General features: G+C 71.8%; 23 protein-coding genes. 8 read left to right on the top strand and 15 right to left on the bottom strand.

Annotated elements, in window-relative coordinates:
* Positions 1-12 precede the first annotated feature (12 nt).
* Positions 13-1,434, bottom strand: coding sequence for a PLP-dependent aminotransferase family protein (locus AB0C27_RS32395; RefSeq protein WP_357851649.1), 1,422 nt, complete (start codon positions 1,432-1,434; stop codon positions 13-15).
* Positions 1,435-1,493: 59 nt separating this feature from the next.
* Here AB0C27_RS32395 and AB0C27_RS32400 point away from each other — a divergent pair, with 59 nt between their 5' ends.
* Together AB0C27_RS32400 and AB0C27_RS32405 are read left to right on the top strand one after the other, a co-directional pair.
* The gene (locus tag AB0C27_RS32400; protein WP_357851651.1) at positions 1,494-2,666 is read left to right on the top strand and encodes an aminotransferase class I/II-fold pyridoxal phosphate-dependent enzyme; all 1,173 of its coding nucleotides are present in this window, start codon (positions 1,494-1,496) and stop codon (positions 2,664-2,666) included.
* A 9-nt stretch (positions 2,667-2,675) separates the two neighbouring features.
* Positions 2,676-3,698 carry a threonine/serine dehydratase gene (locus tag AB0C27_RS32405; RefSeq protein WP_357851654.1) on the top strand — a complete coding sequence of 341 codons (1,023 nt, stop codon included), beginning with the start codon at positions 2,676-2,678 and terminating at the stop codon, positions 3,696-3,698.
* Positions 3,699-3,948: 250 nt separating this feature from the next.
* Here AB0C27_RS32405 and panB read toward each other — a convergent pair whose 3' ends face one another.
* Positions 3,949-4,806, bottom strand: a complete 858-nt coding sequence (gene panB, locus AB0C27_RS32410) for a 3-methyl-2-oxobutanoate hydroxymethyltransferase (protein ID WP_357851657.1) — start codon at positions 4,804-4,806, stop codon at positions 3,949-3,951.
* 143 nt (positions 4,807-4,949) lie between these two features.
* On the opposite strand from panB, the gene AB0C27_RS32415 reads away from it, so the two are divergent.
* The 3 genes from AB0C27_RS32415 (at position 4,950) to AB0C27_RS32425 (ending at position 8,962) form a co-directional block, all read left to right on the top strand.
* The gene (locus AB0C27_RS32415) at positions 4,950-6,260 is read left to right on the top strand and encodes an MFS transporter (RefSeq protein ID WP_357851660.1); all 1,311 of its coding nucleotides are present in this window, start codon (positions 4,950-4,952) and stop codon (positions 6,258-6,260) included.
* 414 nt (positions 6,261-6,674) lie between these two features.
* Positions 6,675-8,237, top strand: coding sequence for an MFS transporter (locus tag AB0C27_RS32420; protein ID WP_357851663.1), 1,563 nt, complete (start codon positions 6,675-6,677; stop codon positions 8,235-8,237).
* A gap of 122 nt (positions 8,238-8,359) precedes the next feature.
* Complete coding sequence (locus tag AB0C27_RS32425) at positions 8,360-8,962, top strand: TetR/AcrR family transcriptional regulator (RefSeq protein WP_357851666.1); 603 nt, start codon at positions 8,360-8,362, stop codon at positions 8,960-8,962.
* A gap of 4 nt (positions 8,963-8,966) precedes the next feature.
* On the opposite strand, the gene AB0C27_RS32430 is transcribed toward AB0C27_RS32425, so the two are convergent.
* Both AB0C27_RS32430 and AB0C27_RS32435 read right to left on the bottom strand, forming a co-directional pair.
* On the bottom strand, positions 8,967-9,686 hold the full coding sequence (locus tag AB0C27_RS32430) for an AAA family ATPase (protein ID WP_357851669.1): 720 nt from the start codon (positions 9,684-9,686) through the stop codon (positions 8,967-8,969).
* Between the two features lie 25 nt (positions 9,687-9,711).
* Positions 9,712-10,854, bottom strand: a complete 1,143-nt coding sequence (locus tag AB0C27_RS32435) for a hypothetical protein (protein WP_357851672.1) — start codon at positions 10,852-10,854, stop codon at positions 9,712-9,714.
* A gap of 82 nt (positions 10,855-10,936) precedes the next feature.
* On the opposite strand from AB0C27_RS32435, the gene AB0C27_RS32440 reads away from it, so the two are divergent.
* Complete coding sequence (locus AB0C27_RS32440; RefSeq protein WP_357851675.1) at positions 10,937-11,707, top strand: TetR/AcrR family transcriptional regulator C-terminal domain-containing protein; 771 nt, start codon at positions 10,937-10,939, stop codon at positions 11,705-11,707.
* 69 nt (positions 11,708-11,776) lie between these two features.
* Here AB0C27_RS32440 and AB0C27_RS32445 read toward each other — a convergent pair whose 3' ends face one another.
* Together AB0C27_RS32445 and AB0C27_RS32450 are read right to left on the bottom strand one after the other, a co-directional pair.
* Complete coding sequence (locus AB0C27_RS32445; protein WP_357851678.1) at positions 11,777-12,136, bottom strand: hypothetical protein; 360 nt, start codon at positions 12,134-12,136, stop codon at positions 11,777-11,779.
* 25 nt (positions 12,137-12,161) lie between these two features.
* A complete protein-coding gene (locus tag AB0C27_RS32450) occupies positions 12,162-12,587 on the bottom strand; it encodes a MerR family transcriptional regulator (protein WP_357851681.1) in 426 nt (141 codons plus the stop codon).
* Between the two features lie 79 nt (positions 12,588-12,666).
* Here AB0C27_RS32450 and AB0C27_RS32455 point away from each other — a divergent pair, with 79 nt between their 5' ends.
* Positions 12,667-13,296: an SDR family NAD(P)-dependent oxidoreductase gene (locus AB0C27_RS32455; protein ID WP_357851684.1), complete on the top strand. Its 630-nt coding sequence runs from the start codon at positions 12,667-12,669 to the stop codon at positions 13,294-13,296.
* 261 nt (positions 13,297-13,557) lie between these two features.
* Here AB0C27_RS32455 and AB0C27_RS32460 read toward each other — a convergent pair whose 3' ends face one another.
* From AB0C27_RS32460 to AB0C27_RS32490, 7 genes are all read right to left on the bottom strand, one after another.
* Positions 13,558-14,373, bottom strand: coding sequence for a GNAT family N-acetyltransferase (locus AB0C27_RS32460; protein WP_357851686.1), 816 nt, complete (start codon positions 14,371-14,373; stop codon positions 13,558-13,560).
* A 4-nt stretch (positions 14,374-14,377) separates the two neighbouring features.
* Positions 14,378-15,466, bottom strand: coding sequence for a DNA alkylation repair protein (locus AB0C27_RS32465; protein ID WP_357851689.1), 1,089 nt, complete (start codon positions 15,464-15,466; stop codon positions 14,378-14,380).
* A gap of 184 nt (positions 15,467-15,650) precedes the next feature.
* Entirely contained in the window at positions 15,651-16,157 is a 507-nt protein-coding gene (locus AB0C27_RS32470; RefSeq protein ID WP_357851692.1) for an SRPBCC family protein, read from the bottom strand.
* A complete protein-coding gene (locus AB0C27_RS32475; protein ID WP_357851695.1) occupies positions 16,154-16,525 on the bottom strand; it encodes a metalloregulator ArsR/SmtB family transcription factor in 372 nt (123 codons plus the stop codon). Before AB0C27_RS32475 ends, AB0C27_RS32470 begins: the two co-directional genes overlap by 4 nt.
* A 225-nt stretch (positions 16,526-16,750) precedes the next feature.
* A complete protein-coding gene (locus AB0C27_RS32480) occupies positions 16,751-18,526 on the bottom strand; it encodes an NAD+ synthase (RefSeq protein ID WP_357851698.1) in 1,776 nt (591 codons plus the stop codon).
* 52 nt (positions 18,527-18,578) lie between these two features.
* The gene (locus AB0C27_RS32485; RefSeq protein WP_357851701.1) at positions 18,579-20,015 is read right to left on the bottom strand and encodes a BTAD domain-containing putative transcriptional regulator; all 1,437 of its coding nucleotides are present in this window, start codon (positions 20,013-20,015) and stop codon (positions 18,579-18,581) included.
* A gap of 134 nt (positions 20,016-20,149) precedes the next feature.
* Positions 20,150-21,343, bottom strand: coding sequence for an MFS transporter (locus tag AB0C27_RS32490; RefSeq protein WP_357851704.1), 1,194 nt, complete (start codon positions 21,341-21,343; stop codon positions 20,150-20,152).
* 59 nt (positions 21,344-21,402) lie between these two features.
* Here AB0C27_RS32490 and AB0C27_RS32495 point away from each other — a divergent pair, with 59 nt between their 5' ends.
* Positions 21,403-22,365 (top strand): DUF5937 family protein, encoded by a 963-nt coding sequence (locus AB0C27_RS32495; RefSeq protein ID WP_357851707.1) that lies wholly within the window; start codon positions 21,403-21,405, stop codon positions 22,363-22,365.
* Here AB0C27_RS32495 and AB0C27_RS32500 read toward each other — a convergent pair.
* Positions 22,356-23,543, bottom strand: a complete 1,188-nt coding sequence (locus AB0C27_RS32500) for a terpene synthase family protein (protein ID WP_357851710.1) — start codon at positions 23,541-23,543, stop codon at positions 22,356-22,358. The genes AB0C27_RS32495 and AB0C27_RS32500 overlap by 10 nt on opposite strands.
* Before the next feature lie 8 nt (positions 23,544-23,551).
* Positions 23,552-24,097 (bottom strand): hypothetical protein, encoded by a 546-nt coding sequence (locus AB0C27_RS32505; protein WP_346109768.1) that lies wholly within the window; start codon positions 24,095-24,097, stop codon positions 23,552-23,554.
* Positions 24,098-24,100 lie beyond the last annotated feature (3 nt).

Consider the following 24,100-nt stretch of genomic DNA (forward strand, 5'->3'; position numbering starts at 1 on the left):
CATCCCACCCTGTCAGACGATGAGGGCACACCGAGATGGGGTGTGCCCCGCCCCGTCGTACGAGGCCCAGGCCAGGGCCAGGTTGTTCACCGCTCGCGAAAGCTCCTCCTCGGGGAACAGGTAGTGCAGCCGGAGGCGGTCGGTGTGCCCGCCCAGCGGGTCGAACGACCGGCCGGCCGCGACGGCGACCCCGTGCCGCAGCGCGACCTGGGCGAAGGAGTCGGCGTCGCCGCGCGGGAGGCGTACCCAGAGGGTCTGGCCGCCGAGCGCGGGCTCGAACGTCCAGGACGGCAGGCGAGTCCGCAGCTCGGCGCACAGGTGCTCGTGCCGCGCGCGCAGCGTGCGGATCCGCGCGGAGCGCACCTCGTCCAGCCGGCGCAGCAGCACGGCGGCGGCGAACTGGCTGACGACCTCGCCGCCGAGGTCGTGCACCGCCCGCAGCCTGGCCAGCCGCGAGACCAGGGGCGCCGCTGCGCGGATCCACCCGACCCGCAGCCCGCCCCACACCAGCTTGCTCAGCGAGCCGACCGTGATCACCTGCTCGCCCCGGCCGAACGACGCCACCGGCGCGGGTGTCTCCTCGGCGAAGCACAGCTCGGCGCAGACCTCGTCCTCGATCAGCGGCACGTCGTGCGCGGCGGCCAGGTCGGCCAGCCGCCTGCGGGACGGGGTGTCCATGACGGCGCCGTCCGGATTGCGGGCCGTGGGGACGAAGTAGGCCAGAGCGGGACGCTCGCGTACGTCCTCGATGCCCGCCGCGGGCCGGACGGCCGCCGCCGCGTGCCGGAACACCTCCAGCGCCCCCGGGTAGGTCGGTGTCTCGGCCAGCACCGTGTCACCCGGCGCCAGCAGCAGTGAGGCGAGCAGCGTGAGCGCCTGCTGCGCCCCCGTCGTCACGATGATCTCCTCGGGCGAGGTCGGTACGCCCCTGCCGGTGTAGTACGCGGCCAGCGCCGCGCGCAGCGCCGGGTCGCCGGCCGGCTGGTAGCCCATGTCGCGCAGCCCGGCCAGGCGCTCCGCGGCCTCGGCGTACGCCTCGGACAGCGCCGGCGGCGGATCCTGCGGGGCGGCGCACGTCAGCAGCTGTACGCCGTCAGGCGGGTGCAGGATGTGCTGCAGCAGCGGATTGGCCGCCACCCCGTCGGCCGTCCTCGTGGCGGGCAGGTCGAGCGCGGCCACCCTGGTGCCGCTGCCCTGGCGGCGCACGACGCGGCTCTCCTGCTGCAGCAGGTCGTACGCGGCCACCACCGTCCCCCGGCCCACCGCCAGCCGCCTGGCCAGCACCCGGTCCGGCGGCAGCGGCTGGCCCGGATGCAGTACGCCGTCGTCGATCAGCGCCCGCAGACCGGCCGCGAGCAGCAGGTACAGTGGGCCGCGCCCCGACGCCCATCGGCCCAGCGCATCGACCAGATCATCGAGATTGGCCCCATTCATGGACCAATTCTGCCGTATTGGCTCTGACGCGACATACTCCGGCAAGGAATCCTGGTGACATGAGCGAACTCCGCCCCGACACGAAGGCCGTGCACGTCCCGACGCCGCCCATCGACGGCAGCCGTCCGATCACCATGCCCATCTACCAGACCTCCGGGTTCGTCTTCGACGACCCCGCCGTGATGGCCGCGTCGATGGGACGCCCCGACGGATCGTACGTGTACGGGCGCTACAGCAACCCGACCGTGCGCTCGCTGGAGCTGGCCGTGGCCGGGCTGGAGGGCGGGACCAGCGCCATCGCCACCGGATCGGGCATGGGGGCGATCAACGTCGTCCTGCTCGGGCTGCTGCGGCCGGGCGACCACCTGGTGGCCCAGCGCTCCCTGTACGGCGGCACGGCCGCGATGATCAACGAGCTGGCCGAGCGGTTCGGGATCGCCGTCTCCTACGTGCCGGAGAACGACCCCGCCGCCCTGCGCGCCGCCGTCCGCCCGGAGACGAAGCTCGTCTACCTGGAGACGATCAGCAACCCGATGACGCTGGTCGCCGACCTGCCCGCGATGTGCGAGGCCGCCCGCGAGCTCGGCATTCTGTCCGTAGTGGACAACACGTTCGCCACGCCGCTGCTGTGCCGGCCGTTCGAGCACGGCGCGGACATCGTCGTGCACTCCACCACCAAATACCTGTCCGGCCACACCGACGTGGTGGGCGGCATCGCGGTCTTCGCCGACCAGGAGCTCTACGAGCAGTCGTGGCGCTTCGCGATCGAGCTCGGCGCTTCGGCCGACCCGTTCGCGGCCTGGCTGACGCTGCGCGGGCTGCAGACGCTCGCGCTGCGCATGGACCGCCACTGCTCCAACGCCGAACTCCTGGCCACCCGCCTGGCCGAGCACCCCGCCGTGGCCGCCGTGCACTGGCCGGGGCTGGAGTCCCATCCGTCGTACGAGCTGGCGGGCAAGCTGCTGCCCGGCTTCGGCGGGGTGTTCTCGTTCGACCTGGCCGGCGGGCGGGCGGCGGGGGAGAAGTTCATGAGCTCCGTACGGCTGGCGCTGCTCGCGCCCTCGCTCGGCGGCGTCGAGACGCTCATCCTGCACCCCGCGACCACCTCGCACCGCTCGCTGAGCCCCGACGAGCTGCGGCGCAGCGGCATCGGGGAGGGCACGGTACGCGTCTCCGTCGGCATCGAGCATCCCGAGGACCTGTGGGCCGACGTGGCCCAGGCTCTGGCATAGCCTCGCACCATGTGCGCTGTTACTCATGAGGACGTTCTGGCGGCGGCCGCCAGGATCGGCGGTCACGTGCTCCGCACGCCGGTCATCGAGATCGCCGACGGGTTGTGGCTGAAGCTGGAGCTGCTCCAGCACTCGGGCTCGTTCAAGGTGCGCGGGGCGTTCAACCGCATGCTGTCCGCCGGCGAGCTGCCGGAGAGCGGGGTGATCGCCGCCAGCGGCGGCAACCACGGGCTGGCGGTGGCCTTCGCGGCGCGGGCGCTCGGGGCGCGGGCCGAGATCTTCGTGCCCGAGGTGACCAGCCCGGTGAAGGTGGCGGGCCTGGCGGCGCTGGGGGCGCACATCACCCAGACCGGCGCCATCTACGCGGAGGCCGCCGAGGCCGCCGCCAAGCGGGCCGCCGAGAGCGGCGCCCTCATGGTGCACGCCTACGACCAGCCCGAGGTGGTGGCCGGGCAGGGCACCACCGGGCTGGAGCTCATGGAGCAGACCGGCGGCGTGGACACGGTGCTGGCGGCGGTCGGAGGCGGCGGCTTTGCGGCCGGCATCACGGTCGGCACGTCGGCCGGGGCCGGGATCGGCGGAGCGTCCGGGGCCGCGATCGGTGCGGCGTCCGGCGGCGCGGACGGTGCGGCGTCCGGCGGCGCGGACGGCAGGGGAGACGGCGGCGGGCCGCGGATCGTGGCGGTCGAGCCCGAGCGGATCCCGACCCTGCACGCGGCGCGCCGGGCGGGCGAGCCGGTGCCGGTGGAGGTCAGCGGCGTGGCGGCCGACGCGCTGGGCGCCTCCAGGATCGGCGGGCTGGCGTTCGAGATCCTGTCCGGCGACCGGGTGGAGAGCGTCCTCGTGACGGACGAGGCGATCGTTGGGGCCCGGCGCACCCTCTGGGAGCGGCACCGGGTGGTGGCCGAGCACTCAGGTGCCGCCGCCTACGCGGCCCTGCTGTCGGGCGTCTACACCCCGGCGCCCGGAGAACGGGTGGCCGTGGTGGTGTGCGGCTCCAACACCGACCCCGCCACCCTCGTCACGGATTGACCCCCGCCACCCTCGCCACGGACCGACTCTCCACCCTCACCGCAGACCGACCCTCCACCCTCACCGCGGACTGATCCTCCGCCACCCTCGCCACGGACGGCCCCCCGCCGGCCGGCGCGGGAGCGGGCCGGCCGTGTGCGGGACGGGTCGGGTGCGAGGCGGGGCCGGTCGTGCGCGCGGAGACAGGCCGGGGGCGCGCGCAGGGAGACCGGTGGGTGGTGGCCGGTGGGAGGCCGGCCACCACGTGCGGTCAGCTGTAGGTGTGTTCGGGTGCGGGGAACGCCCCGGACGTCACGTCGTCGGCGAAGGCGCGTACCGCGCGGTCCATCTCCTCCGCCAGCCCCGAGTACCGCTTGACGAACCTGGCCGGCCGCGGCGTGAGCCCCATCAGGTCCTGCCACACCAGCACCTGCGCGTCCGTAGCGGCCCCTGCCCCGATGCCGATCGTCGGGATCGCCAGGGACGTCGTCACCCGCTGGGCCAGGTCGGCCGGCACGCACTCCAGCACCACGCTGAACGCCCCGGCCCGCTCCAGGTCCTTGGCGTCCGACATGAGCTCGTCGCCGGACTGCCCGCGCCCCTGAACGCGGTAGCCGCCCATGACGTTGACCGACTGCGGGGTCAGCCCGAGGTGCGCCATCACCGGCACGCCGGCCGACACCAGCGCCTCCACCTGCGGCAGGACCCGGCGGCCGCCCTCCAGCTTGACCGCGTGGGCGCCTGCCTCCTTCATGAAGCGGGCCGCCGACTCCAGCGCCTGCGCCGGCGAGGCCTGGTAGGAGCCGAACGGCAGGTCGGCGACCACGAGGGCGCGCGACGAGCCGCGTACGACCGCCGCCGTCAGGGGCAGCAGGTCGTCGACCGTGACCGGCAGCGTGGAGTCGTAGCCGTAGACGACCATCGCCGCGGAGTCGCCCACCAGCAGCACCGGGATGCCCGCCGCGTCGAACACCCTCGCCGTCATCGCGTCGTAGGCGGTGAGCATCGGCCACCGCTCTCCGCGCTCCTTGGCGGCGGCGAGGTCGCGGACGGTGACGCGGCGTCCGGCCGCGCCACCGTACAGCGTCGTCGAAGTCGTCGAAGAAGTCGTTGAAGTTGAAGAGGACATGAGTAACCCTCCAGAACCGTCTCGAGGCGCCCCAGCGGCGTCCCCGGACTCATTCCGATGATGTCACGCGGGCTCCCGGCCGAAAACCGGTGGCGAAACTGTCGGTGCCTCTTGCCAGAATTGGTGCGGAGGTAACAAACACCATGGCTCTCGCCCCTTACCGGCGCCTGTTCAAGATCCCCGGCGTCCCCACGTTGCTCCTGGTGGGGCTGCTTGCCCGCGTGCCGGCCACGGCCACGGGCATGGCGCTGACCCTGCACGTGGCCGAGGTGATGGGTCTTCGCTACGGCCCGGCGGGGGTGGTCGCCATGGCCAGCACGATCGGCATGGCCATCGGCTCGCCGCTGGCGGGCAGATTCGTCGACAGACACGGCCTTCGTCCCGTCCTGGCGGTCACCACGGTGGCGCAGGCGGCCTTCTGGTCGTGCGCGTGGGCGCTGCCGTTCCCCGCCCTGGTGGTGGCGGCGGCGCTGGCCGGGCTGCTGGGGCTGCCGGTGTTCAGCGTGACCAGGCAGTGCCTGGCCGCCATCGTGCCGGTCGAGCAGCGGCGCACCGGGTTCGCGCTCGACTCGATCATGGTCGAGCTGTCCTACATGGCCGGGCCCGCGCTCGCCGTCGCGGGCATCACGACGCTCGGCAGCGGCGTGACGATGACGGTCATCGGCGCCGGCATGTCCGTGGCCGGCCTGGGGCTGATCGTGCTCAACCCGCCCATCCGCTCGGCCGAGGAACTGGTGGCGGAGGCCGAGGGCGGCAGGGCGCGGGTGTCGCGCCGTCAGTGGCTCACCCCGGCCTTCGTGGCGCTGCTCGGCACGGCGGCCGCGGCCACGTTCGTGCTCACCGCGACCGAGCTGTCCCTGGTCGCCACCATGAACCAGGCGAGCCAGACCGCGTGGGTGGGGCTGGCCGTGGCCATCTGGTGCGTCTTCTCGCTCATCGGTGGTTTCGTGTACGGCGGCCTGTCCAGAGGACTGTCACCCCTGACCCTGATCGCCGCGATGGGCCTGGCGACCGTTCCCGTGGCGCTGGTCGGGGGCGGATGGCACTGGCTGATCCTGGCGCTGCTGCCCGCCGGGCTGCTCTGCGCGCCGTCCCTGTCCGCCACGGTCGACGTGCTCACCCGATGGGTGCCCAGCGAGGCGAGGGGCGAGGCGATGGGCTTCCACGGCACCGCCCTGCTGATCGGCGGTGCGGCCTCGGCGCCCATCGCGGGCGTCGTCATCGACGGGATGGGGCCGCAGTGGGCGTTCGTGGTGGCCGGGCTGGCGGGCGTGGCCATGGTGCTGGCCGCGCTCCCGTTCTGGCGCCGCCGCCCGGCGCCGGCCACCGTCATGGCCCCGCCGGCTGCGGCCGCCGACGCGGTTGATGTGGCGGAAGCGGCTGAGCCAACGTCGGCGGTCCCGGCCGCTGAAGCGGTCGCGGCGAGCGCACCGGTGCCGTCGCCGCGCGACTGACCGTCGCCGGGCCTGTCCCGGGGTGCTCGTGCGTCGAGTGATGAAGGTGTGGTCAACGTCACCCGAGAGTTGAGACGGCTTTCGGGGCTGTTGGTGTTGCAGCACAGCGTGGCGCGGCGTGACCCTGTCTGAGCTGCGCCGAGGCCGGTCACGCTGAAGACCCGCGGGTGGGCCGTCAGACGTGGCAGGCGCCGTTCAGGGGGCGTTCCATCCCTGGTGGGAGTCGGCCGTACGCCGACCCGCAGGACCAAGAGAAGTGCCCCTGACCTGGGCGGACACAGGCTCACCTCAGGCGTCGGGCCCTGGACGGCGAGAGTTTACACAGGGTTTACGAAACGGGACCGTTGCGTATCGGAATAGCTTGCGATACGGTGACGTTGCGAAACTTAGACGTATCGAAATTAAGGACTCTCCATGGAAGTGAACACGGGGCATCCACGCCGATGGGGGATCCTCGGCGTGCTGGTGTTCAGCCTGCTGGCGGTCGTCCTGGACAACACGATCCTCAACGTCGCGATGAAGACCATCGCCGACAAGACGGTCGGTCTGGGCGCCACGCAGAGCGAGCTGGAATGGGCGATCAACTCCTACACACTGGTGTTCGCCGGATTGTTGTTCACGTTCGGGGTGATCGGTGACAGGACCGGACGCAAGCGCATGTTGTTCATCGGCATGGCGCTGTTCGGGCTGGCCTCACTGGCCAGTGCCTACTCCCAGGATCCGATGCAGCTGATCCTGGCCAGGGCGGCGATGGGCATCGGCGGCGCGGCGATCATGCCGGCCACGCTGGCGATCATCTCGAACGTCTTCCCGCCCGCCGAGCGGGGCAAGGCGATCGGGGTGTGGGCCGGTGGCGTCGGGATCGCGGTGGCCATCGGGCCGATCACCGGCGGGCTGCTGATCGAGCACTTCTGGTGGGGCTCGGTCTTCCTGGTGAACGTGCCGATCGTGGTGATCAGCATGATCCTCATCGCGACCATCGTGCCCGAATCCCGCGACCCGAAGCCGTCCAGGCTCGACCCGGTCGGCGTGGTGCTGTCGATCATCGGTCTGGTGGCCGTCGTGTACGGCATCATCCGCGGCGGCGAGCTGGCCACCGTGGCCAGCGCCGAGGTGCTGGTGCCCACGCTGTTCGGGCTGGCGGTGCTGGGCGTGTTCGTCTGGTGGGAGCGGCGCATCGACCACCCGGTCTTCGACGTGCGCAGCTTCGTCGACGCCCGGTTCAGCACGGCCATCGGCCTCATGGGCATCATGTTCTTCGCGATGATGGGCGGGATGTTCTTCCTCACGTTCTACCTGCAGATCGTGCTGGGGTTCACGCCGATCCAGGCGGGCGCGCTGATGATCCCGTTCGCCGCGGCTCAGCTGATCTTCGCCCCGCTCAGCCAGCGGGTGAACGAGCGCTTCGGCGCCAAGCTGTCGGCCGGCGTCAGCATGGGCGTGGTGACACTGGTGCTGGCCAGCTACGCGTTCCTGGACCAGAACACGCCCGTCCTGCTGATCGAGGTCATCTTCTTCGTCCAGGGCGCCGCGATGGCCAACATCATGCCGCCCGCCACCACCGCCATCATGGAGTCGCTGCCCAGGGAGAAGGCCGGCGTCGGCTCGGCGATGAGCAACACCGTCCGCCAGGTGTCCGGGGCGCTCGGCGTGGCCGTGCTCGGCTCGGTGCTGTCGTCCAGCTACCGGGGCGGCATCGCGCCCGCGCTGGACGGGCTGCCCGCGGGCGTCCAGCACGCGGCCGGCGAGTCGATCATGGCGACGATGGGCGTCGTGGATCAGCTCGGCGAGCGGGGCCAGGCGCTGGTCCAGCCCGCGTTCCACGCCTTCATCGAAGGCATGCACATCACGGCGGCGGTCTCGGCGGTGATCGCGCTGATCGGGCTCGCCGTGGTCGTGCGGTGGATGCCCGGCAAGCCACGCGCCGCCAAGCACGCCGAGCGGCGGGAACCGGCGCTGTCGTCCTCCTCCGGGTGAGGGGACGCACGGGCCGATGCGGCGATCAGTCGCTCACGAGGGAGGCGGACGCGCGGGAGGCGCGCCGCCTCCCCATGTCGGACCACAGCGCTCGCGCGCTGTAGATGTATGGTGAGGCCGCGATGTCGATCCAGGAATCCGCGAGTGCCCGCCCGGCGGGCCGTCCGCGCAGCGAGAAGGCCGAGAAGGCGATCATCGAGGCGACCCTCGACCTGATCGCCGAGGGCATGGGCGTGTCCGAGCTGACCATCGAGGCGATCGCGTCGAAGGCGGGCGTCGGCAAGACCACGATCTACCGGCGCTGGTCCAACAAGGAGGACCTGATCGTGGACGCCCTGGCCACGCTCAGGGCGCCGATACCGGAGCTGCCCGGCGAATCCGTACGCGACGACCTGATCAGCCTGCTCGAAGCGATGCGCAAGGAGTCGGGCGACACGCGCGGCCGGTGCGTGATGAACATCGCGATGAGCGACGCCGACCGCTATCCCCGGCTGATGGAACGCTTCCTCAAGCGTGCCGTCGAGCCGCGCCGGCAGGCGATGCGCGCCGTGATCGAGCGCGGCGTCACCACCGGCGAGCTCAAGCCGGAGCTCGACGTCGACATGGGCATGGCGCTCATCTCCGGCGCCATGCTGTGGCACACCAAGTGGGGCCCGGCCGGCGACCTCCCGCCCGACCTGCCCCAGCGCGTCGTGGACGCGGCCCTGGCCGGAATGGCGCCCTGAGGCGTCACTCCTCCTGTCGCAGGTAGAAGTCCGGCTTGGCGAGGAAGCGCCTCCAGTGATCGACCAGCTGGAGGTCTTCCCAGGCGGTCGTACGCATGCCGTGCTCGCCGAGTTCGATGATCTGCGCGCCCGGCAGACCGGTCAGGATCGGTGAATGGGTGGCACAGATGATCTGCCCGCCCTCGTCCGCGACCCGCTGCATCAGGCCGGCCAGGCGTACGCAGGACAGAAATGACAGTGCGGCTTCCGGCTCGTCCATCAGATAAAGCCCCGGCCCCGACACCATGCGTTCGAGAACGGTGAAGAACCCTTCGCCGTGGGACTGCTCCGTCAGATCCTCATCCCAGAAGCCGGGCCTGCCGGAGACGTTCTGCCCGAGGTTGAACAGCGTTTCTGCGCGGAAGAAGAATGCGCGCCGCTTGAGCCGGGGACCATGCAGCAGCCACGTTCCCGAAGCGGTGAGATCGGCGTCGAGAACCTCGCCCAGCGGGGTCATCGGCCCGGTGCTGGCGTACTTGGTACCGGCCTTACCGCCGGCGGAATTGATGCCGGCCACGTCGGCGATCGCTTCCATGATGGTGGACTTGCCCGAGCCGTTCTCTCCGACGAAGAAGGTGACCCGGGCGGTCAGCTCAAGACCTTGCTCCGCCAGCCGGCGAACAGGAGGCAGGGCAGCGGGCCAGTCCTCAGGAAGCCGACGGGCGGTCAGGTGGGTGAGCAGCATGGTCGGTATCTTCCTGCGGGCTCGATCAACCGGACAGAGCGATGTCGGAGGGGAGCAACTGCTCGGTGAGCAGGCGGCGGACCCGCTCGGGGCCGGCCGTCCAGGGCCGCAGCAGCTCCCATCCGTGGAAATACCCGAAAATATACGGACTCGCCGGGGACGGCGTCAGCAGCTTGGCCGCCAGCGCCGCCTCGTTGTCGTCGTAGATCGCCCATTTTTTCAGGTACGCCGACAACTCCGGCATGCCCCGCCCTTCGGCCGCCAGGAACGCCGCGTTGCCCCACACGCCCCACAGCACGTTCCTGGCGTGGTGGACGGCGGCGAAGTCGCTTCCGTCCGGCCGGATCCCAGCCCTGGGCAGGATGTTCGCGTTCAGCCACTCCTGGGCCTCGTCCCCAGGGAACAGCAGCTCCTCGGCGAGCAGCCCGAGCCCCTCGCTGAGCACGAACGCCGGCGAGAGCATGAACCGCACCGGCATGTGCCGCTCCTTCAGCATCGACTCGGCGATGTGCCCGGGATGGCCCTCATGGGCCACGAGATAGAGCAGGTCGGCCAGATTGAAGGGGATCGCCCTGTTGACGTGGATCGTGGACTTCAGGCCGCCCTCGTACTCGCCCGCCCCGTGGAAGGCCACGCCCTCCACCAGCCGGCACTCCACCACCTCGCCCGGCGGCAGGGGGATGATCGCGTTCGTCCTGGCCCGGGTCTCGTCCACCGCCAGGGCCACCAGCTCCGGCAGCCGTTCGATCGGCTCCAGCGTGTGGGCTTGCCGCCAGGCCCGCAGCCGCCCGGCCAGCGAACCGGAGCCCTTCGGCAGGGCCCGGTCCAGCTCGGCGTGCGCCTGCTCGAACAGCTCCTCCGACACCCACCGGGGCGTCAGGCCCAGGCACTCCCGCCCGTACTCGGCGAGTGGCGGCCGGTCGCCGTCCAGGTAGCGGGCCACGGCGCGCAGGGCGCGTACCTGGGCGGCCAGAAAGGGCGTCGGGGCGCTCTCCAGCAGCCGTTCCGCCTCCTCCGCCAGCGCGCCCGGCGCGGGGGGCGGCTCGGCGGACGCCTGCTCGCTCCACTCGGCGGGGCCGCGGTAGATGAGCATCGTGCCGCCGGAACCGCCGCTCATCAGGCGATCGACGCGCAAGGCCAGCATCGCGTGGTCCTGGTCCCAGTTCATGAGTTCTCCTTCCGCCTTGATGGGGCAAGCTAGCCGTACGGTTTTCCGTACAGTGCACGGCTTGTGTTTTGGGGAGGGATCGGTGCCGGAGACCATCTGGTTCCGCGACGAGGGGCCGCCGCGCCGGCCCCGGTTGTCGCGCGAGCGCATCGTCGCGGCCGCCGTCGCGCACCTCGACGCCGAGGGCGTCGGCGGGTTCTCCATGCGCGGCCTCGCGGCGCGCCTCAAAGCGGGGACGATGTCGCTGTACGAGTACGTCCAGAGCAAGGAGGACGTGCTGGACCTGGCCCTCGACGAGGTGATCGGCGAGATCGCCGAACCGGTCGGGCCGCTCCCGTGGCGGGACCTGCTGAGCCGGCAGCTCACCCAGAGCCGCGCCGTCATGCGCCGCCACCCCTGGGTGCCCGCCCTCACCGCCACCCGCCCGCTGCTGGGCCCGAACGCGCTGGCCCGCTCCCGCCTGTTCTACGGCGCGCTGGCCGGTGCCGGGGTGGCCGGGCCCGAGCTCACCGCCGCCGTGGGGACGCTGACGTCGTACGTGAACGGGTTCGTCGCCGCGGAGAACACCTGGTGGGCCACGGTCCGAACGCCCGCGGCCGACGCCGAGCTGCGGGCCAGGGTGGCCGGGCTCCTTCGGGGGCGGATGTCCGAGTACGCCGGGCAGACGCGGGTGGACGAGGCGGAGAACGCGGACTTCGACCGGCAGTTCGCGCTCGGCCTCGACATCATCCTGGACGGCATCGCCGCCCGGCTACGACCTGAGACGCCGGCCCCTGAGACGCCGGCCCTTGAGGACCCCGGGCCTGAGATGCCGGCCCCTGAGGACCCCAGGTCTGAGACGCGACTGTTGTGACCTTCGTCCCGAAGACCCCGGCAAGGTTGAGCAGTTCGAGGCCGGCTGCCTTTGCCGCGATCGTGCAGGTCAGGCGTCGGACGGGTCGCGCAGGGCGAGGGCCTCGGCGTCGGTCAGCCCCTTGCGCGCGGCCACTCGCCGGCGCGCCCGTACCTGCGCACTCGTACGAGGACGGAACTTGGGCTGCTGCCCGCACCCGCACGGCTCGAACCCCTCGTACCGCAGCCCGGCCCCCAGCACGGCGGCCACGGCCCCCCACCCGCGCTCGTCGCCCCGGCGCGGCGCGGCGAAGTCATGACCGGCGAACAGCATCGGCTTGCGGCAGCGGACACAACGGCTCGCCTCCGCACGCCACGGCTGCTTGCAGCTTCGGCGGCAGGGGACGCACACATAGTGGACCTTGTAGTGGACCTCCGCGTAGGTGCACATGTGAGCCAGGCTACCGGCCGGACGATCACGACCGCAGGCTGTTTTCGCCGCGGAGCCGGTTCGACGCCGGCTCGGAGCGGGGATTGGCGTTGTCGCGCAAGGCGGAGGTGAGCATGCTGTCGAGCGCCTCCTGGGACGTCCGCAGCCGGTCGATCTCGGCGGCGATGCGCTGCTGCTCATGCCGTAGGTCGGTGACCATCCCGGGACAGCCGGTCGGGACCATCCGTTCGCTGTCGTCGTCGTGCACGCAGTCCAGCAGGCGGGCGATGACGGCGGTCGGCAGGCCGGCGGCGAGCATCGCGCGGATGTGGCGCACGCCGGCCACGTCCGTCTCCGCGTACTCGCGGTAGCCGTTGGGCAGCCGCCGGGGCCGCAGCAGCCCCTGCTCCTCGTAGTAGCGCAACAGCCGCCTGCTCACCCCGGTCTCGCGCGCCAGGTCGCCGATCTTCATGCGTTCGCCTTGACCTTCACATCGATGTGACGCCTTACCGTCCCGACTGTCAGTCGCAACAACGTCAAGGAGGAGATCGATGCCGGGAGCGGTCATCATCGGGGCGGGTCCGGGGATCGGGCGGTCCGTCGCCCGCCGGTTCGCGAAGGAGGGACTGCGGGTGGCCCTCGTCTCGCGTACCGGCAGCACCCTCGACCTGGAGGGGGCGCTCGCGTACCGGGCCGACAGCACGAACGAGGACGAACTGCGCGCCGCACTCGACGCGGCGGCACAGGAGCTCGGGACGCCGGACGTCGTGGTCTACAACGCCGCGATCATCCGCCGCGACTCGCCCGGGGAGGTGAGCGCCCGCGTGCAGCTCGACGCCTGGGCGGTCAACGTGGTCGGCGCGCTCGTCACGGCCGCGCACGTGGCCCCCGCGATGGCCGCACGGGGCAGCGGCACGTTCATCGTGACGGGCGGCATGCCCGAACCCAAGGCGGGGTACGTCAGCCTGTCCCTCGGCAAGGCCGGCGTGCGGACACTGGTGGCGCTGCTGGACGAGGAGTACGGGCCCGCCGGCGTCCACGCGGCCAGCGTCACCGTCGCCGGCCCTGTCGCCCCCGGCACGGACTTCGACCCTGACGACATCGCCGAGCACTATTGGCGCCTGCACACCCAGCCGCGGGAACGGTGGGAACGAGAGGCCCTCCACGCCGGCACCGCATAGGAACGGAACGCCTCACTCGGGGGACGTTCGGTAGCTCGTGTGAGGGATGGTTTCGGGCGATTCGCCGGTTCGCCCACTGAACGATTGGTTTCCTACGGGGGGTCGGAGTCGGTCTGGCAGGGTGGCGGTCCGAGGGAGTTGGTCCGGTACCTGGGGGAGTTGAGCCGAGGGTCTGGGGTGAGTCGGTCCGAGGGGTTCTGGGTGAGTCGTTGTAAGTAGTTCGGAGGATCATTCGAGCGGCTTCTGCGGCCGGTGGTGGTGTCAGGCGGTGAGTTTCCAGAACCAGCCGAGGGGACGCAGGGCCAGGCGTTGTGCCACCCGTTGTGAGGAGTGGTTGTCCGCGCTCGTGCTGTAGAACAACCGGATGCCGGGCAGCATCCCCGCCCATACTGCGGTGGTGGCGGCGGCGTAGCCTCGGCCTCGGTACGCGGGTGCGGTCCAGGTGCCGGCTTCGGCTCCGGCCGGGGTCAGGCGGGCGGTGTGGCAGAGGGCCGCCACCTCGCCGTTCTCGACGATCATCGCCCAGGGTGCGCCCTCGCCGCCGCCGGCGAGTTCGTCCCACTCGTCGGGGTCCCAGCCCTCGGCCCGTAGCGGGCGTACGAGGGCGGCGTGCGCGGGCTCGTCCGATCTGAGCACGTCGACGCGGACGTCGTAGCGGATGGGTGGCGTCACCAGGTAGCTCGGCCCGCCGGACACGGTCACACTGTCGCCGCCCAGCAAGGCCCGGCAAGCCTCCAGCACGTCAGGCACCGCTCCGAAGGCAGTCCCGGAGGTTGTCATGGATGTTGTCTCGGTGACTGTCTCGGGTGGTGTTGCCAGGGCTGTTTCGGACGCCGCCTTGCCGGGCGGCTGGGGTGTCGGCGTGGTGGCGAGGGTGAGGAGGGCCTGGGCGAGAGGGGTGGGGAGCGTGTGGGAGACGGCGGCGATCAGGCCGTCGGCTGTCACGCCGATCACCATGGACTCCGGGCCGGGGAGACGGCCCTGCTCGTCGAGTCGCCAGATGACGCCCAGCTCGATCTGGAGCAGGGCGGTGCCTGACGGGTCGACGGTTGTTGGAGTCGTTGGTACGCCGGTCATCTGGTCAGCTTAGGGAACCTGGGGCGGCGATCAGGGTGAAGGGGATGGTGGCGGCCACTCTGCCGTTGACGATCACGTCGAGCTCTCGGGCGCCGGGTGGCTCGTCGCGGGTGGTGACCGGGCGGAAGGAGTGGCTCTTGCGTACGGTGAACGTCTCGCCGGGGCCGGTCGCCTCTCGCTGGCCCAGGTGGAAGACGCGGCGGGAGCCCGTCCGTCTGACGGCGTATTTCAGCAGGACCGGGCCGGCCGCGCCCGCTGTGACCGTGACGGTGAAGGCCAGTTTTCCGCCGACGGGTACGGTGTCGGTCTCCAGGGCCAGTCCCTCGACCGCGCCGCTGCCCGGTGTGGCGCCCACCAGGGTCAGTGCCTCGGGGTGGCCGGAGCGCAGTAGCCCGCGTACGGCGTGGCGGAGGACCTTCTCCACGTGGGAGCCGCCGTCGGAACGCCAGCGGGCCAGCAGCCGGATCGCCGCCTCCGGATGGTCTTTGGCCAGGTCGTTGACGTGGTTGGCGACCGAGCGGCGCACGTATTCGCTCGGGTCGTCGCGCAACCGGTCGAGCAGGGGCAGGGTCGGGCCCGGCGTCATCAGCCAGCCGACCCGCCCGGCCCAGGGCAGCCTCGGACGTGAGCCCTCGGAGGCCAGGCGTCTCAGGTGCTCGTCCGGTGACTCCGCCCAGTCGTACATGATCTTCAACGCGTCGTCGCGGTAGCGCTCCAGATAGGGGCGTACGGCGAACTCGCCCGTGGCGTAAGGGGTCAGCACGGACAGCGTGTCCATCGCCTCGTGCAGGTGGTCGAGGCCCCTGCCCGCCGTGTGCTCGGTGACCGGCCAGCCGCTCCACATGTCCAGCGTCAGCCCCGACCGGACGCACTCGCGGATCAGCTCGGCGGCCTGCGGATAGGGGAGCGGCAGCGCGTCGTGGAGCTCGGCGGCGACGTGGGCGACGCGTGCCTTGAGCTCCAGCCCGTCGAGGCCGGCCAGGGACTGCTCGACGAACCGGTCACGGGGGAAGCGGCCCCAGGCCGCGGTCAGCCCGTCGGCCAGCACCGACACGGACTGGAGGTTGATCATTTCCTTCAGAGGTTGAGCCACGCGGCTACTGTGCCAGGCCCCACCGACAATTCATGGCGCCACCAATTCGTTCATGGCTCCCACCGTGACCGGCAAACTGCCGCCGTCTTGTCGCCGGTGATCGTCAGGTGCTGCTTCGTCGGCATCGCTTCATCGCCGTCGTTCGCTGGGCGTCGTTCGCTGGGCCTCGTTCGCCGGGAGTCGGTCACGCGTCGTCGCGCAGGCGGGTGAAGTAGTCCTGCATGGACGGGTAGTAGGCGTCGAAGCCGGGAGTGGGGGAGCCGTCGCGGGAGGCGACGAGCAGGTCCAGGTAGTACTCCCAGCCGGGGCCGATGTCGCCGATCCCGTCCTCCGACTCCAGGTGCTGGACGAAACGCAGCTCGGTCACGCCGTCCGTCTCGGTCAGCAGCAGTTCGAGGTGCCAGGCGCCGGACTCGTCGAGCGAGGAGATCGCCAGCCGGCGCGGCGGCTCGCACGCGTCGATGCGCATGTCGTACCAGGGCGTCTGCTCCTCGAAACGCAGCTGCACCTTGATCGTGTTGCCGGGCGCCGCGTCGCCCTCCCAGGGGCCGAACCAGCGGGCCGTGCGGTCGGACTCGGTGATGCTGGCCCACACGTCTTCTGCGGGCGCGCGGAAGGTCCGGGTGAGGACGAGGTCGCTGCCTTCCTCCGTGCGGAACAGCCTGCCTGTGGGGATGGGGCTCGGGCTCATGCCGAATGTTCCTCTCTGCTGCTTGGACTGCTGGTTTGGGTGGTGTCGCGGCGTTCGCGGCGCGTCCTGTAGACCTCGGTCTCCAGCGCGTCGAAGCGGTGCTCCCAGCCGGACGGGCGCACGAACGCCGCCAGCCAGGCGATGAGCTCGGTGAACTGCTCCGGGTCGAGCGTGTAGAAGCGCTGCCTGCCGACGAGCTCGTCGCGTACCAGGCCGCTCTCCCGCAGCACCCGCAGGTGGCGGCTCACGGCGGGTCTGCTGATCGCGAACTGCCCGGCGAGCTCGCCTGCTGTCAGCCGTCCGTCTCTGAGCAGTACGAGGATCCGCCGCCGCACCGGATCCGCGATCGCCCCTGCCACCTCGTCCACCCGTAAAGCGTAACTTACTGGTTACGCGTTTCGCCAGAGGTCTGCCCGCAGTCGTGCATCCAGTCGCGGCATGCCGCAGTGCGAGGTGGGCGCGGTTGTCTGAGGGGACGTCCGCGCCCGCGTGTGCCGCACCGGCGACGGTTCAGCAACCGTCGCCGGTCCCGTGTCGTTGTCTGCCGATCCGGTCGCCGCGCCGGCCCTCGCCGCCGCGCGGTGGACAGGCCGTCAGCCGGTGGTCTCCCGCCAGCGGTTGGTGATGGGCAGACGACGGTCGCGGCCGAAGTTCTTCGGGGTGATCTTCGGCCCGGGCGGATACTGCCGGCGCTTGTATTCAGCCACGTCCACCAGCCGGATCACCCGCGTGACCAGGTCGGGATCGTGGCCGGCCGCGATGAGCTCCCGGGAGCCCATGTCCTTCTCGACGTAGTCGTCGAGGAGCCGGTCCAGCACCTCGTACGGCGGCAGCGAGTCGGTGTCACGCTGGTCAGGCCGCAGCTCGGCGCTGGGCTCCTTGGTGATCGAGTTCTCCGGGATAGGCCGCTCGGCCGGCAGCAGGAAGCCCTCGCCGGAGTGGGCGTTGCGCCACTTCGACAGCTCCCACACCATGGTCTTCGGCACGTCCTTGATCGGGGCGAAGCCGCCGGCCGAGTCGCCGTAGAGGGTGGAGTAGCCGGTGGCCAGCTCGCTCTTGTTGCCGGTCGTGAGCACCAGGTGGCCGTGCTCGTTCGACAGGCCCATGAGGATCATGCCGCGTACCCTGGCCTGGAGGTTCTCGGCGGCCAGGCCCGACAGCTCGATCTCCTTCTCGAACGCGCTGACGATGTCGGCGATCGGCACCACCTGCGCCGTGATGCCCTGCCTGCGCACCAGCTCCTCGGCGTCGGCCAGCGAGTGGTCGGAGGAGTAGCGCGAGGGCATGAGCACCACGTTGACCCGCGAGGGGCCGATGGCGTCGGCGGCGATGGTGGCGGTCAGGGCGGAGTCGATGCCGCCCGACAGGCCGAGGATGACCGACTCGAAGCCGTTCTTGGCCACGTAGTCGCGTACCGCGAGGACGAGAGCGGAGTAAACCTCCGCGTGCGGGTCGAGCCGTTCGGCGACGCGGCCGGGCTCGGGCTCGTAAGGCGCGACGGGCTCGGAGGAGAGGATCAGCCGCTCGACCGTGATGGTGGAGCCGTCGCCCGCGTCGTACGGGTAGGACCCGGGCTCGGCGTCGGCCACCGGCAGGCCGTCGAGGTCGACGACCAGCAGTTCCTCCTTGAACTGGCCGGCCCGCGCCACCGGCTCCCCGGCGGCGTCGACCACGATCGAGTCGCCGTCGAAGACGAGCTCGTCCTGCCCGCCGATCTGGTTGACGTAGGCGAGGGCGCACCCCGCCTCGCGGGCCCGCCGCGCGCACAGCTCCAGCCGTACGTCGTCCTTCTCCTTCTCGTACGGCGAGGCGTTCGGCGCCACCAGCAGCCCGGCCCCGGCCTGCCCGACGACGGACACGGGACCTCCCTCCTGCCAGAGGTCCTCGCACACCGCGATCGCGACGTCGACCCCGTGCAGCCGGAAGATCGGCAGCCGATCACCGCGCACGAAGTAGCGGTATTCGTCGAACACCCCGTAGTTGGGCAGGTGATGCTTGGCCGTGCGGGTCACCACCTCCCCTCGGTGGAGGAGGGCGGCGGCGTCGAGCGGGGCGCCCTTGGGCTGCCCGACCCTGGGCGCCAGGCCGGCCCGGTCGACGTAGCCGACGACCACGGGCAATTCGCCCAGGCCCTCCCGCTCCAGGCGGCGGGCCACCTCCTCCAGCGTGTCGATACTGGCGTCCACGAAGGACGTGCGCAGCACGAGGTCCTCGACCGGGTAGCCGGTGAGGAACATCTCGGTGAAGACGACGAGGTGAGCTCCGCGCTCGGCGGCGTCGCGGGTCCACGCGACCAGCCGGTCCGCGTTGGCGCTCAGGTCGCCTACGGTCGGGTTCGTCTGTGCCAGGGCAATGCGCAGTTGTGCCACGCGAACAGCCTAGTATGCCGACTTTTTTATCGTCAAAGCGACGAAAAGGCGCTCATTTCGCCCCCGGTGTGACCAGCCCCGACTCGTACGCCGCCATCACCAGTTGCGCCCGGTCGAACAGCCCGAGATGCTCCAGCAGCCCCTTGACCACCAGGCCCACCTCCTCCTCCGCCAGCGCGAGCGTCTGCCCGATCTGCTGGTCGGTCAGCCCCCTGGCCACGAGTTTGAGCACGTCGAGCCGGTCGTCGGAGAGTCCGGCCAGCGCCGGGGGAGAGGCCGGGTCGGTGCGCCCGGCGAACGCCGCGATCAGCCGCGTGGTGACCGCGGGGTCGATGAGCGCGTCGCCCGCCGCCGCGGCCCTGATCGCGGCCAGGAACTGCTCGGGCGCCGACGTCTTCAGCACGAACCCGCTCACCCCGGCCCGCAGCGCCGCGTACAGGTTCTCGTCGCTGCCGAACGTGGTCATCATCACGACCTTCGGCGGCCGTTCGCCGGCCAGGATCCTGCGCGCCGCGGCCAGGCCGTCGAGGCGCGGCATCTGGATGTCGAGCAGCACCACGTCGGGCCGCTCCGCGCGGGCGGCCGCGATGGCCTCCTCGCCGTCGGCCGCCTCGCCGGCCGGCTCCACCCCGGCCTCGCTCTCCAGCATGGCCCGCAGCCCGGCCCGTACCAGCGCCTGGTCGTCGGCCACGAGCACGCGCAGCACGCCGGGCTCGCGAACGGCCGCCGGGGCCGCCGCCTGGGGCTCGTCCAGGCGCTGCGCCAGCATGTCGGCCTCCAGGCTCTTGAGCCCGGCCGACAGGTCGAGACCCAGCTCGTCCCGCCACACGGCGCGCGCCCTGCGCAGCGCCGCCAGCGCGTCGCCCTGGCGGCCCATCCGGTAGAGCGCCACGGACAGCAGCCGCCAGGCCTCCTCACGCAGCGGGTACGCCGACGCGTGCGCCTCCAGGTCCGCGACCAGCGACGTCGCCCGCCCCAGCGTGAGCCCGGCGCCCGCCCGCCGCTCGACGGCGATCAGCCGCAGCTCCTCCAGCCGGCTCGCCTCGGTCGCGGCCCAGCTCAGCTCCCCGAACTCGGCCAGCGCCGGCCCGCGCCACAGTCCCAGCGCGCTCTCCATGGCGGCCCACACCTGCGCGGGCGTGCCGTCGGTCCGCATCAGCGCCCCGAAGTGCCAGGCGTCCACCTCCTCGGTACGGGCACGCAGGGCGTACCCGGGAGAGGCGGAGACCAGCACGCCGGCCTCCTCGCGGGGCGCGCGGCCGGGTTCGAGCGCGCGGCGCAGGCGGGAGACGTACCCCTGGATCGTGGAGAGCGCCTGCGCCGGCGGGCTGCCCGGCCAGAGCTCGTCGATGAGGGTGTTGACGGGGACGGCGCGGCCACCGGCCACGAGCAGGCGCGCGAGCACCGCCCGCTGCCGCTGGCCGCCGAGGTCGAGGGGGGTTCCGTCGGCCCAGGCCTGGAACGGTCCGAGAGCGGTGAAGGTCAGCATGTCAGGCGTAACTGTAGAGGGGGCGGCGGGTCCGGGTACATGGCGAAATTTCGCCATCGGTCCCGCGCCGCAACCGTGCCCGGGCCCGCCGGGCGCCCGCCGGCCGCCGCCGGGCGCCGCCCCGCCGGGGTCGGTCAGCGGCGTCTGATGGCCGGGCCGAGCAGGAGCATGCCGATCGCCGAAGCGAAGCCGACCCCGCCGATCGTGAACCACAGCGCCCGCGACCCCAGCTCCAGCAGCGGCGCGCCGAGCAGCGGCGCCAGCATCCCCGCCAGCGACCAGGCGAACCCGAACAGCCCCGCGTACCGCCCCCGCAACTCGGGCGGCGCCAGCCGGGCCACCACGGCGCCGGCGATGCCCGCCGTCATGATCTCGCCGGCCGTCCACACCGCGATCGTCACCACCAGGCCCAGCGTGGTGGTCACGTACGCGGTCATCGCGAACCCGGCCCCCATCACCGCCAGCCCCAGCGCGAGCGTCCTGGCCGGGTCCATGCGCCCGAGCCACCCCGACACCAGCGGCTGCACGATCACGATGAGCACCCCGTTGAGCGCCATGGCCGTGCCGAACTGGCCGGGCGTCAGCTTCACCACGCCGGTCATCGCCACCGGCAGCATGGACATCGTCTGCGCGTAGACCAGCGCGTTGCCCAGCACCACCAGCGTGAACCCGACCATGACCCGGTCGCGCAGCACCACCAGGAACCCGCCCGCCGAGTGGCCGCCCTCGGGCCTGGTCTCGGGCACCGCCCGCCACACCAGCACGGCGAAGACCACGCCCGACAGCGCGTCGATCCAGAACAGCCAGATGAACCCGATCCCGGCCAGCCAGCCGCCGGTCGTCATGCCGACCGAGTAGCCGAGGTTGACGCCCCAGAACAGCAGCCCGTACGCCTTGGGCCGCTCCTCGGGCGGGACCAGGTCGGCGACCAGCGCGTTCGAGGCGGGCCGGTAGGCGTCGATCACCAGGCCGAGCGCGAACATCGAGGCCAGGATCGCCGGCAGCGACGTGCTGTAGCCCAGCGCCAGCATGGCCGCGGACGTGGCCAGCATGCCGCCGGACAGCGTGGCCCGCCGCCCGATCCGGTCGGCGAGCACGCCCGCGACGACCTGCGACAGCAGCGACCCCGCCCCGAACACGCCCATCACCAGGCCCGCCGCGACGACGGACAGGCCGCGGCTCTGCGTCAAATAGACGCCGGTGAACGGCACGACCATGGTGCCCAGCCGGTTCACCAGGGTGCCGCTCCACAGGGCCCAGAACGGACGCGGCAGACCGCCTAATTGCGACCGCAGGAAAGACGGCCGCTCCACAGTTGCTCTTGACACGGAAGCAAGCGTGATATGTCGGCATTCGGCGGGCGAACGATTTAGTGCACACTAAAAGGATGACCGTTACCTGGGTGATGAAGCCGGAGGACGTGGCGCGCATCCGGTTCGCCTTCTCGCCGATGTGGGAGCTCGTGACCAGCCTGCGCACCCTCCAGCAGCCGGCCAGGCAGTCCATCCACCTGCCCTGGCTCAAGGCCGTGCGCTCCAAGGCACGCGCGCTCGACCTGGCGGAGCTGTTCGCGCTCGTGCCGCCGTCCGGATACCTGGCCGACTTCGTCACCCCGCCGCCCGACACGCCGATGCCCGACTTCGCCGCCGAGCTCGACCGGGTCGGGAGGACGGACCCGGCACGGGCCGCGGAGGAGGCCGCGAAGGTGCGCGGCACCGACGCCGCCGTCATCGCGCGGTTCACGGCCGACCCCGAGGCGGGCGTGGCCAGGGTCGCCGACACGCTGCGGACGTACTGGGACGAATGTTTCGCGGAGTTCTGGCCCCGCGTGTACGCCCTGCTCGAACGCGACGTGCTGCGCCGCTCGCGGCAACTGGCGCAGGGCGGGGCGCGCGAGCTGTTCGCCGGGCTCGGCCCGGCCGTGACGTGGACGGGGGAGCGGCTGATCATCGACCGGCCCTGGTGCGAGTCGGGCGAGACGCACGGCGACGGGCTCGTGCTGGTGCCCAGCGCCTTCTACTGGCCGGCCGTGGCGGTGATGACGGCGCCGTACCAGTCGATGCTCGTCTACCCGGTGCACGGCGTCGGCACGCTGTGGGAGCAGGGCCCGCCGCCCGCGCCGGGCGCGCTGGCCGCGCTGATCGGCAAGAGCCGGGCCCAGATCCTGCTCGCACTCGCCGAGCCCGCCACCACCACCGCGCTCGCCGGGCGCATGTCCCTCACGCCGGGCGCGATCAGCCAGCACCTCAGCGTGCTGAGCGGAGGCGGGCTCGCGGTGGGGATGCGGCTCGGCAAGCAGGTCGTCTACCGTCGCACCCCCACCGGTGACGCGCTCGCCGGTCAGGCGTAACGCTTCGACTCCAGCAGCCAGTCGAGGTGGGCGCGCGGCGCCGCCAGGTAGGCGCAGGCCACCTTGCTGACGTCTCTCGCCGCCTTCGGCTCCAGGTCGTCCAGCGGCAGCCGCCTGGCCGCCTCGCTCATGTCCTGGCAGCGCGCCGCGATGCGGTCGAGCACCCACGCCGTCGCCGCCCGCTCGCCCAGCCCGAGCTGGCGCATCGCCAGCACGACGAAGTTGTGCACGTCGCCGTGCTCCTTCGGCCGCGAGGCCACGTCGTTGCACCACGCGGTGACGTCGCTGCAGGCGTTCACCAGCCGCTGCCACGGCTCCGACTCGTGCAGCCAGCCCGGCACCTCCACCCGCAGGCACGGCTCCACCAGGTCGTACAGGTAGGGGCCCACCGTGCCCCTGCGCAGCGCCGGGTACTCCTCCAGCGTCGGCATCCGCCCGGCCGCGCGGTTCTCGGCCTCCGTTCGGCAGGCGTCGTACTGGCGCTGCAGCCCCACCGCGAACCTGGCCCGCCACCGGTCGCTCATCCGCGCGCTCGTCACCCGCCACAGGTCGGCGAAGGCCGCCTCCAGCGGATGGCGCGAGGCGCCCTTGAGCATGCCGTGGAAGACCTCGAGCGGGCCCGAGCGTTCGTCGAGCTCGTCGTCCAGGTGGAACAGCCAGGTCAGCCACTGCGCGAACAGCGCCGCCGCGGCCGCGTCGAACTCGGCGAACGCCCGGCCCGCCATGCGGTGGTAGCCCACGTCGGGGTCGGCGCGCAGGCCGGTCCGCCTGGCCCAGTCGATCACCGCGGCCTCGATCGCGTACACGGCCGGATGCATCCGGCACGGCGCCGCCATGGCGGGCACCCGCTCGGTGAGCGGCAGCAGCGCCTGCGCGGCCGGGCCGCCCCTGCGCGGCAGCGGCAGCATCGACGCCAGGGCGGAGCGCAGGGCGGTGCGCACGGTGGCCAGCACGGTGGTGGTCATCGTGCCCGTCGTGCTGCCAGTGGTGGTGCCCGTAGTGGTGCCCGTGGTGGTGCCAGTAGTGGTGCTCGTCGTACTGATCATCGTCGTGTTCACAGCCGCCTTCACCGGACTTTCCGCCGGACTCGTCCCCGGGCTCTCGCCCTGGCTCTTCGCCGGGTCCTGCTCCCGGTCGTGCTCCCGGCTCTGCTCCGGGCTCTGCGCTCGGCTCTTCACTGGGTGCTTCACAGGGGCCCGTAGAGCCAGTTGCCCGCGGCGTTGGGGTCGTCGCTGCGGTAGTAGTCGGCGGCGGCCAGGACCAGCTCGTCCACGGTGAGCGCGCCCCTGCCCTCCCGGTCGAGCCGGTCGAACGCCTCGTCCACGTCGTCGTAGGCCACGCCGAACGCGCACAGCATCGTCCGGAACTCGGCCGGCCCGATCCGCCCGTCGCCGTCGGCGTCGCACAGCTCGGCCACCGCCAGCGTGGCCGGCTTGAACACCGGGTCGTACCGGTCGCCTGTGACGAACGCCGCCGTCATCCCCCGCAGGAAGTCCGGGCGCGTGATGCCGGAGTCGCCGTCGCGCTCCAGCGCCTCCGACAGGGTGGACCAGATGCCGTCGAAGCTGTCCACGAGGCTCGCCCCGGTGACCGAAGTGGGGGACTCCCCGAAGCCCACCAGGATGCGCGCGCCCAGCCCCAGCAGGTCCTCACGCTCGACGACGCCGTTTCCGGTCGCGTCGATGTGGTCGAACGCCCGATCGAGCTTGTGATTGAGCAGGTCGATAGCCACCAA

The sequence above is a fragment of the Nonomuraea sp. NPDC048882 genome, from assembly GCF_040649755.1.
GTDB classification, from domain to species: Bacteria; Actinomycetota; Actinomycetes; order Streptosporangiales; family Streptosporangiaceae; genus Nonomuraea; species Nonomuraea maheshkhaliensis.

What these genes read in the sequence shown, in the direction of transcription:
- AB0C27_RS32395 (WP_357851649.1), bottom strand. Translation starts at nt 1,434, where the DNA reads ATGAATGGGGCCAATCTCGATGATCTGGTCGATGCGCTGGGCCGATGG.
- AB0C27_RS32400 (WP_357851651.1), top strand. Translation starts at nt 1,494, where the DNA reads ATGAGCGAACTCCGCCCCGACACGAAGGCCGTGCACGTCCCGACGCCG.
- AB0C27_RS32405 (WP_357851654.1), top strand. Translation starts at nt 2,676, where the DNA reads ATGTGCGCTGTTACTCATGAGGACGTTCTGGCGGCGGCCGCCAGGATC.
- panB (WP_357851657.1), bottom strand. Translation starts at nt 4,806, where the DNA reads ATGTCCTCTTCAACTTCAACGACTTCTTCGACGACTTCGACGACGCTG.
- AB0C27_RS32415 (WP_357851660.1), top strand. Translation starts at nt 4,950, where the DNA reads ATGGCTCTCGCCCCTTACCGGCGCCTGTTCAAGATCCCCGGCGTCCCC.
- AB0C27_RS32420 (WP_357851663.1), top strand. Translation starts at nt 6,675, where the DNA reads ATGGAAGTGAACACGGGGCATCCACGCCGATGGGGGATCCTCGGCGTG.
- AB0C27_RS32425 (WP_357851666.1), top strand. Translation starts at nt 8,360, where the DNA reads ATGTCGATCCAGGAATCCGCGAGTGCCCGCCCGGCGGGCCGTCCGCGC.
- AB0C27_RS32430 (WP_357851669.1), bottom strand. Translation starts at nt 9,686, where the DNA reads ATGCTGCTCACCCACCTGACCGCCCGTCGGCTTCCTGAGGACTGGCCC.
- AB0C27_RS32435 (WP_357851672.1), bottom strand. Translation starts at nt 10,854, where the DNA reads ATGAACTGGGACCAGGACCACGCGATGCTGGCCTTGCGCGTCGATCGC.
- AB0C27_RS32445 (WP_357851678.1), bottom strand. Translation starts at nt 12,136, where the DNA reads ATGTGCACCTACGCGGAGGTCCACTACAAGGTCCACTATGTGTGCGTC.
- AB0C27_RS32450 (WP_357851681.1), bottom strand. Translation starts at nt 12,587, where the DNA reads ATGAAGATCGGCGACCTGGCGCGCGAGACCGGGGTGAGCAGGCGGCTG.
- AB0C27_RS32455 (WP_357851684.1), top strand. Translation starts at nt 12,667, where the DNA reads ATGCCGGGAGCGGTCATCATCGGGGCGGGTCCGGGGATCGGGCGGTCC.
- AB0C27_RS32460 (WP_357851686.1), bottom strand. Translation starts at nt 14,373, where the DNA reads ATGACCGGCGTACCAACGACTCCAACAACCGTCGACCCGTCAGGCACC.
- AB0C27_RS32470 (WP_357851692.1), bottom strand. Translation starts at nt 16,157, where the DNA reads ATGAGCCCGAGCCCCATCCCCACAGGCAGGCTGTTCCGCACGGAGGAA.
- AB0C27_RS32485 (WP_357851701.1), bottom strand. Translation starts at nt 20,015, where the DNA reads ATGCTGACCTTCACCGCTCTCGGACCGTTCCAGGCCTGGGCCGACGGA.
- AB0C27_RS32495 (WP_357851707.1), top strand. Translation starts at nt 21,403, where the DNA reads ATGACCGTTACCTGGGTGATGAAGCCGGAGGACGTGGCGCGCATCCGG.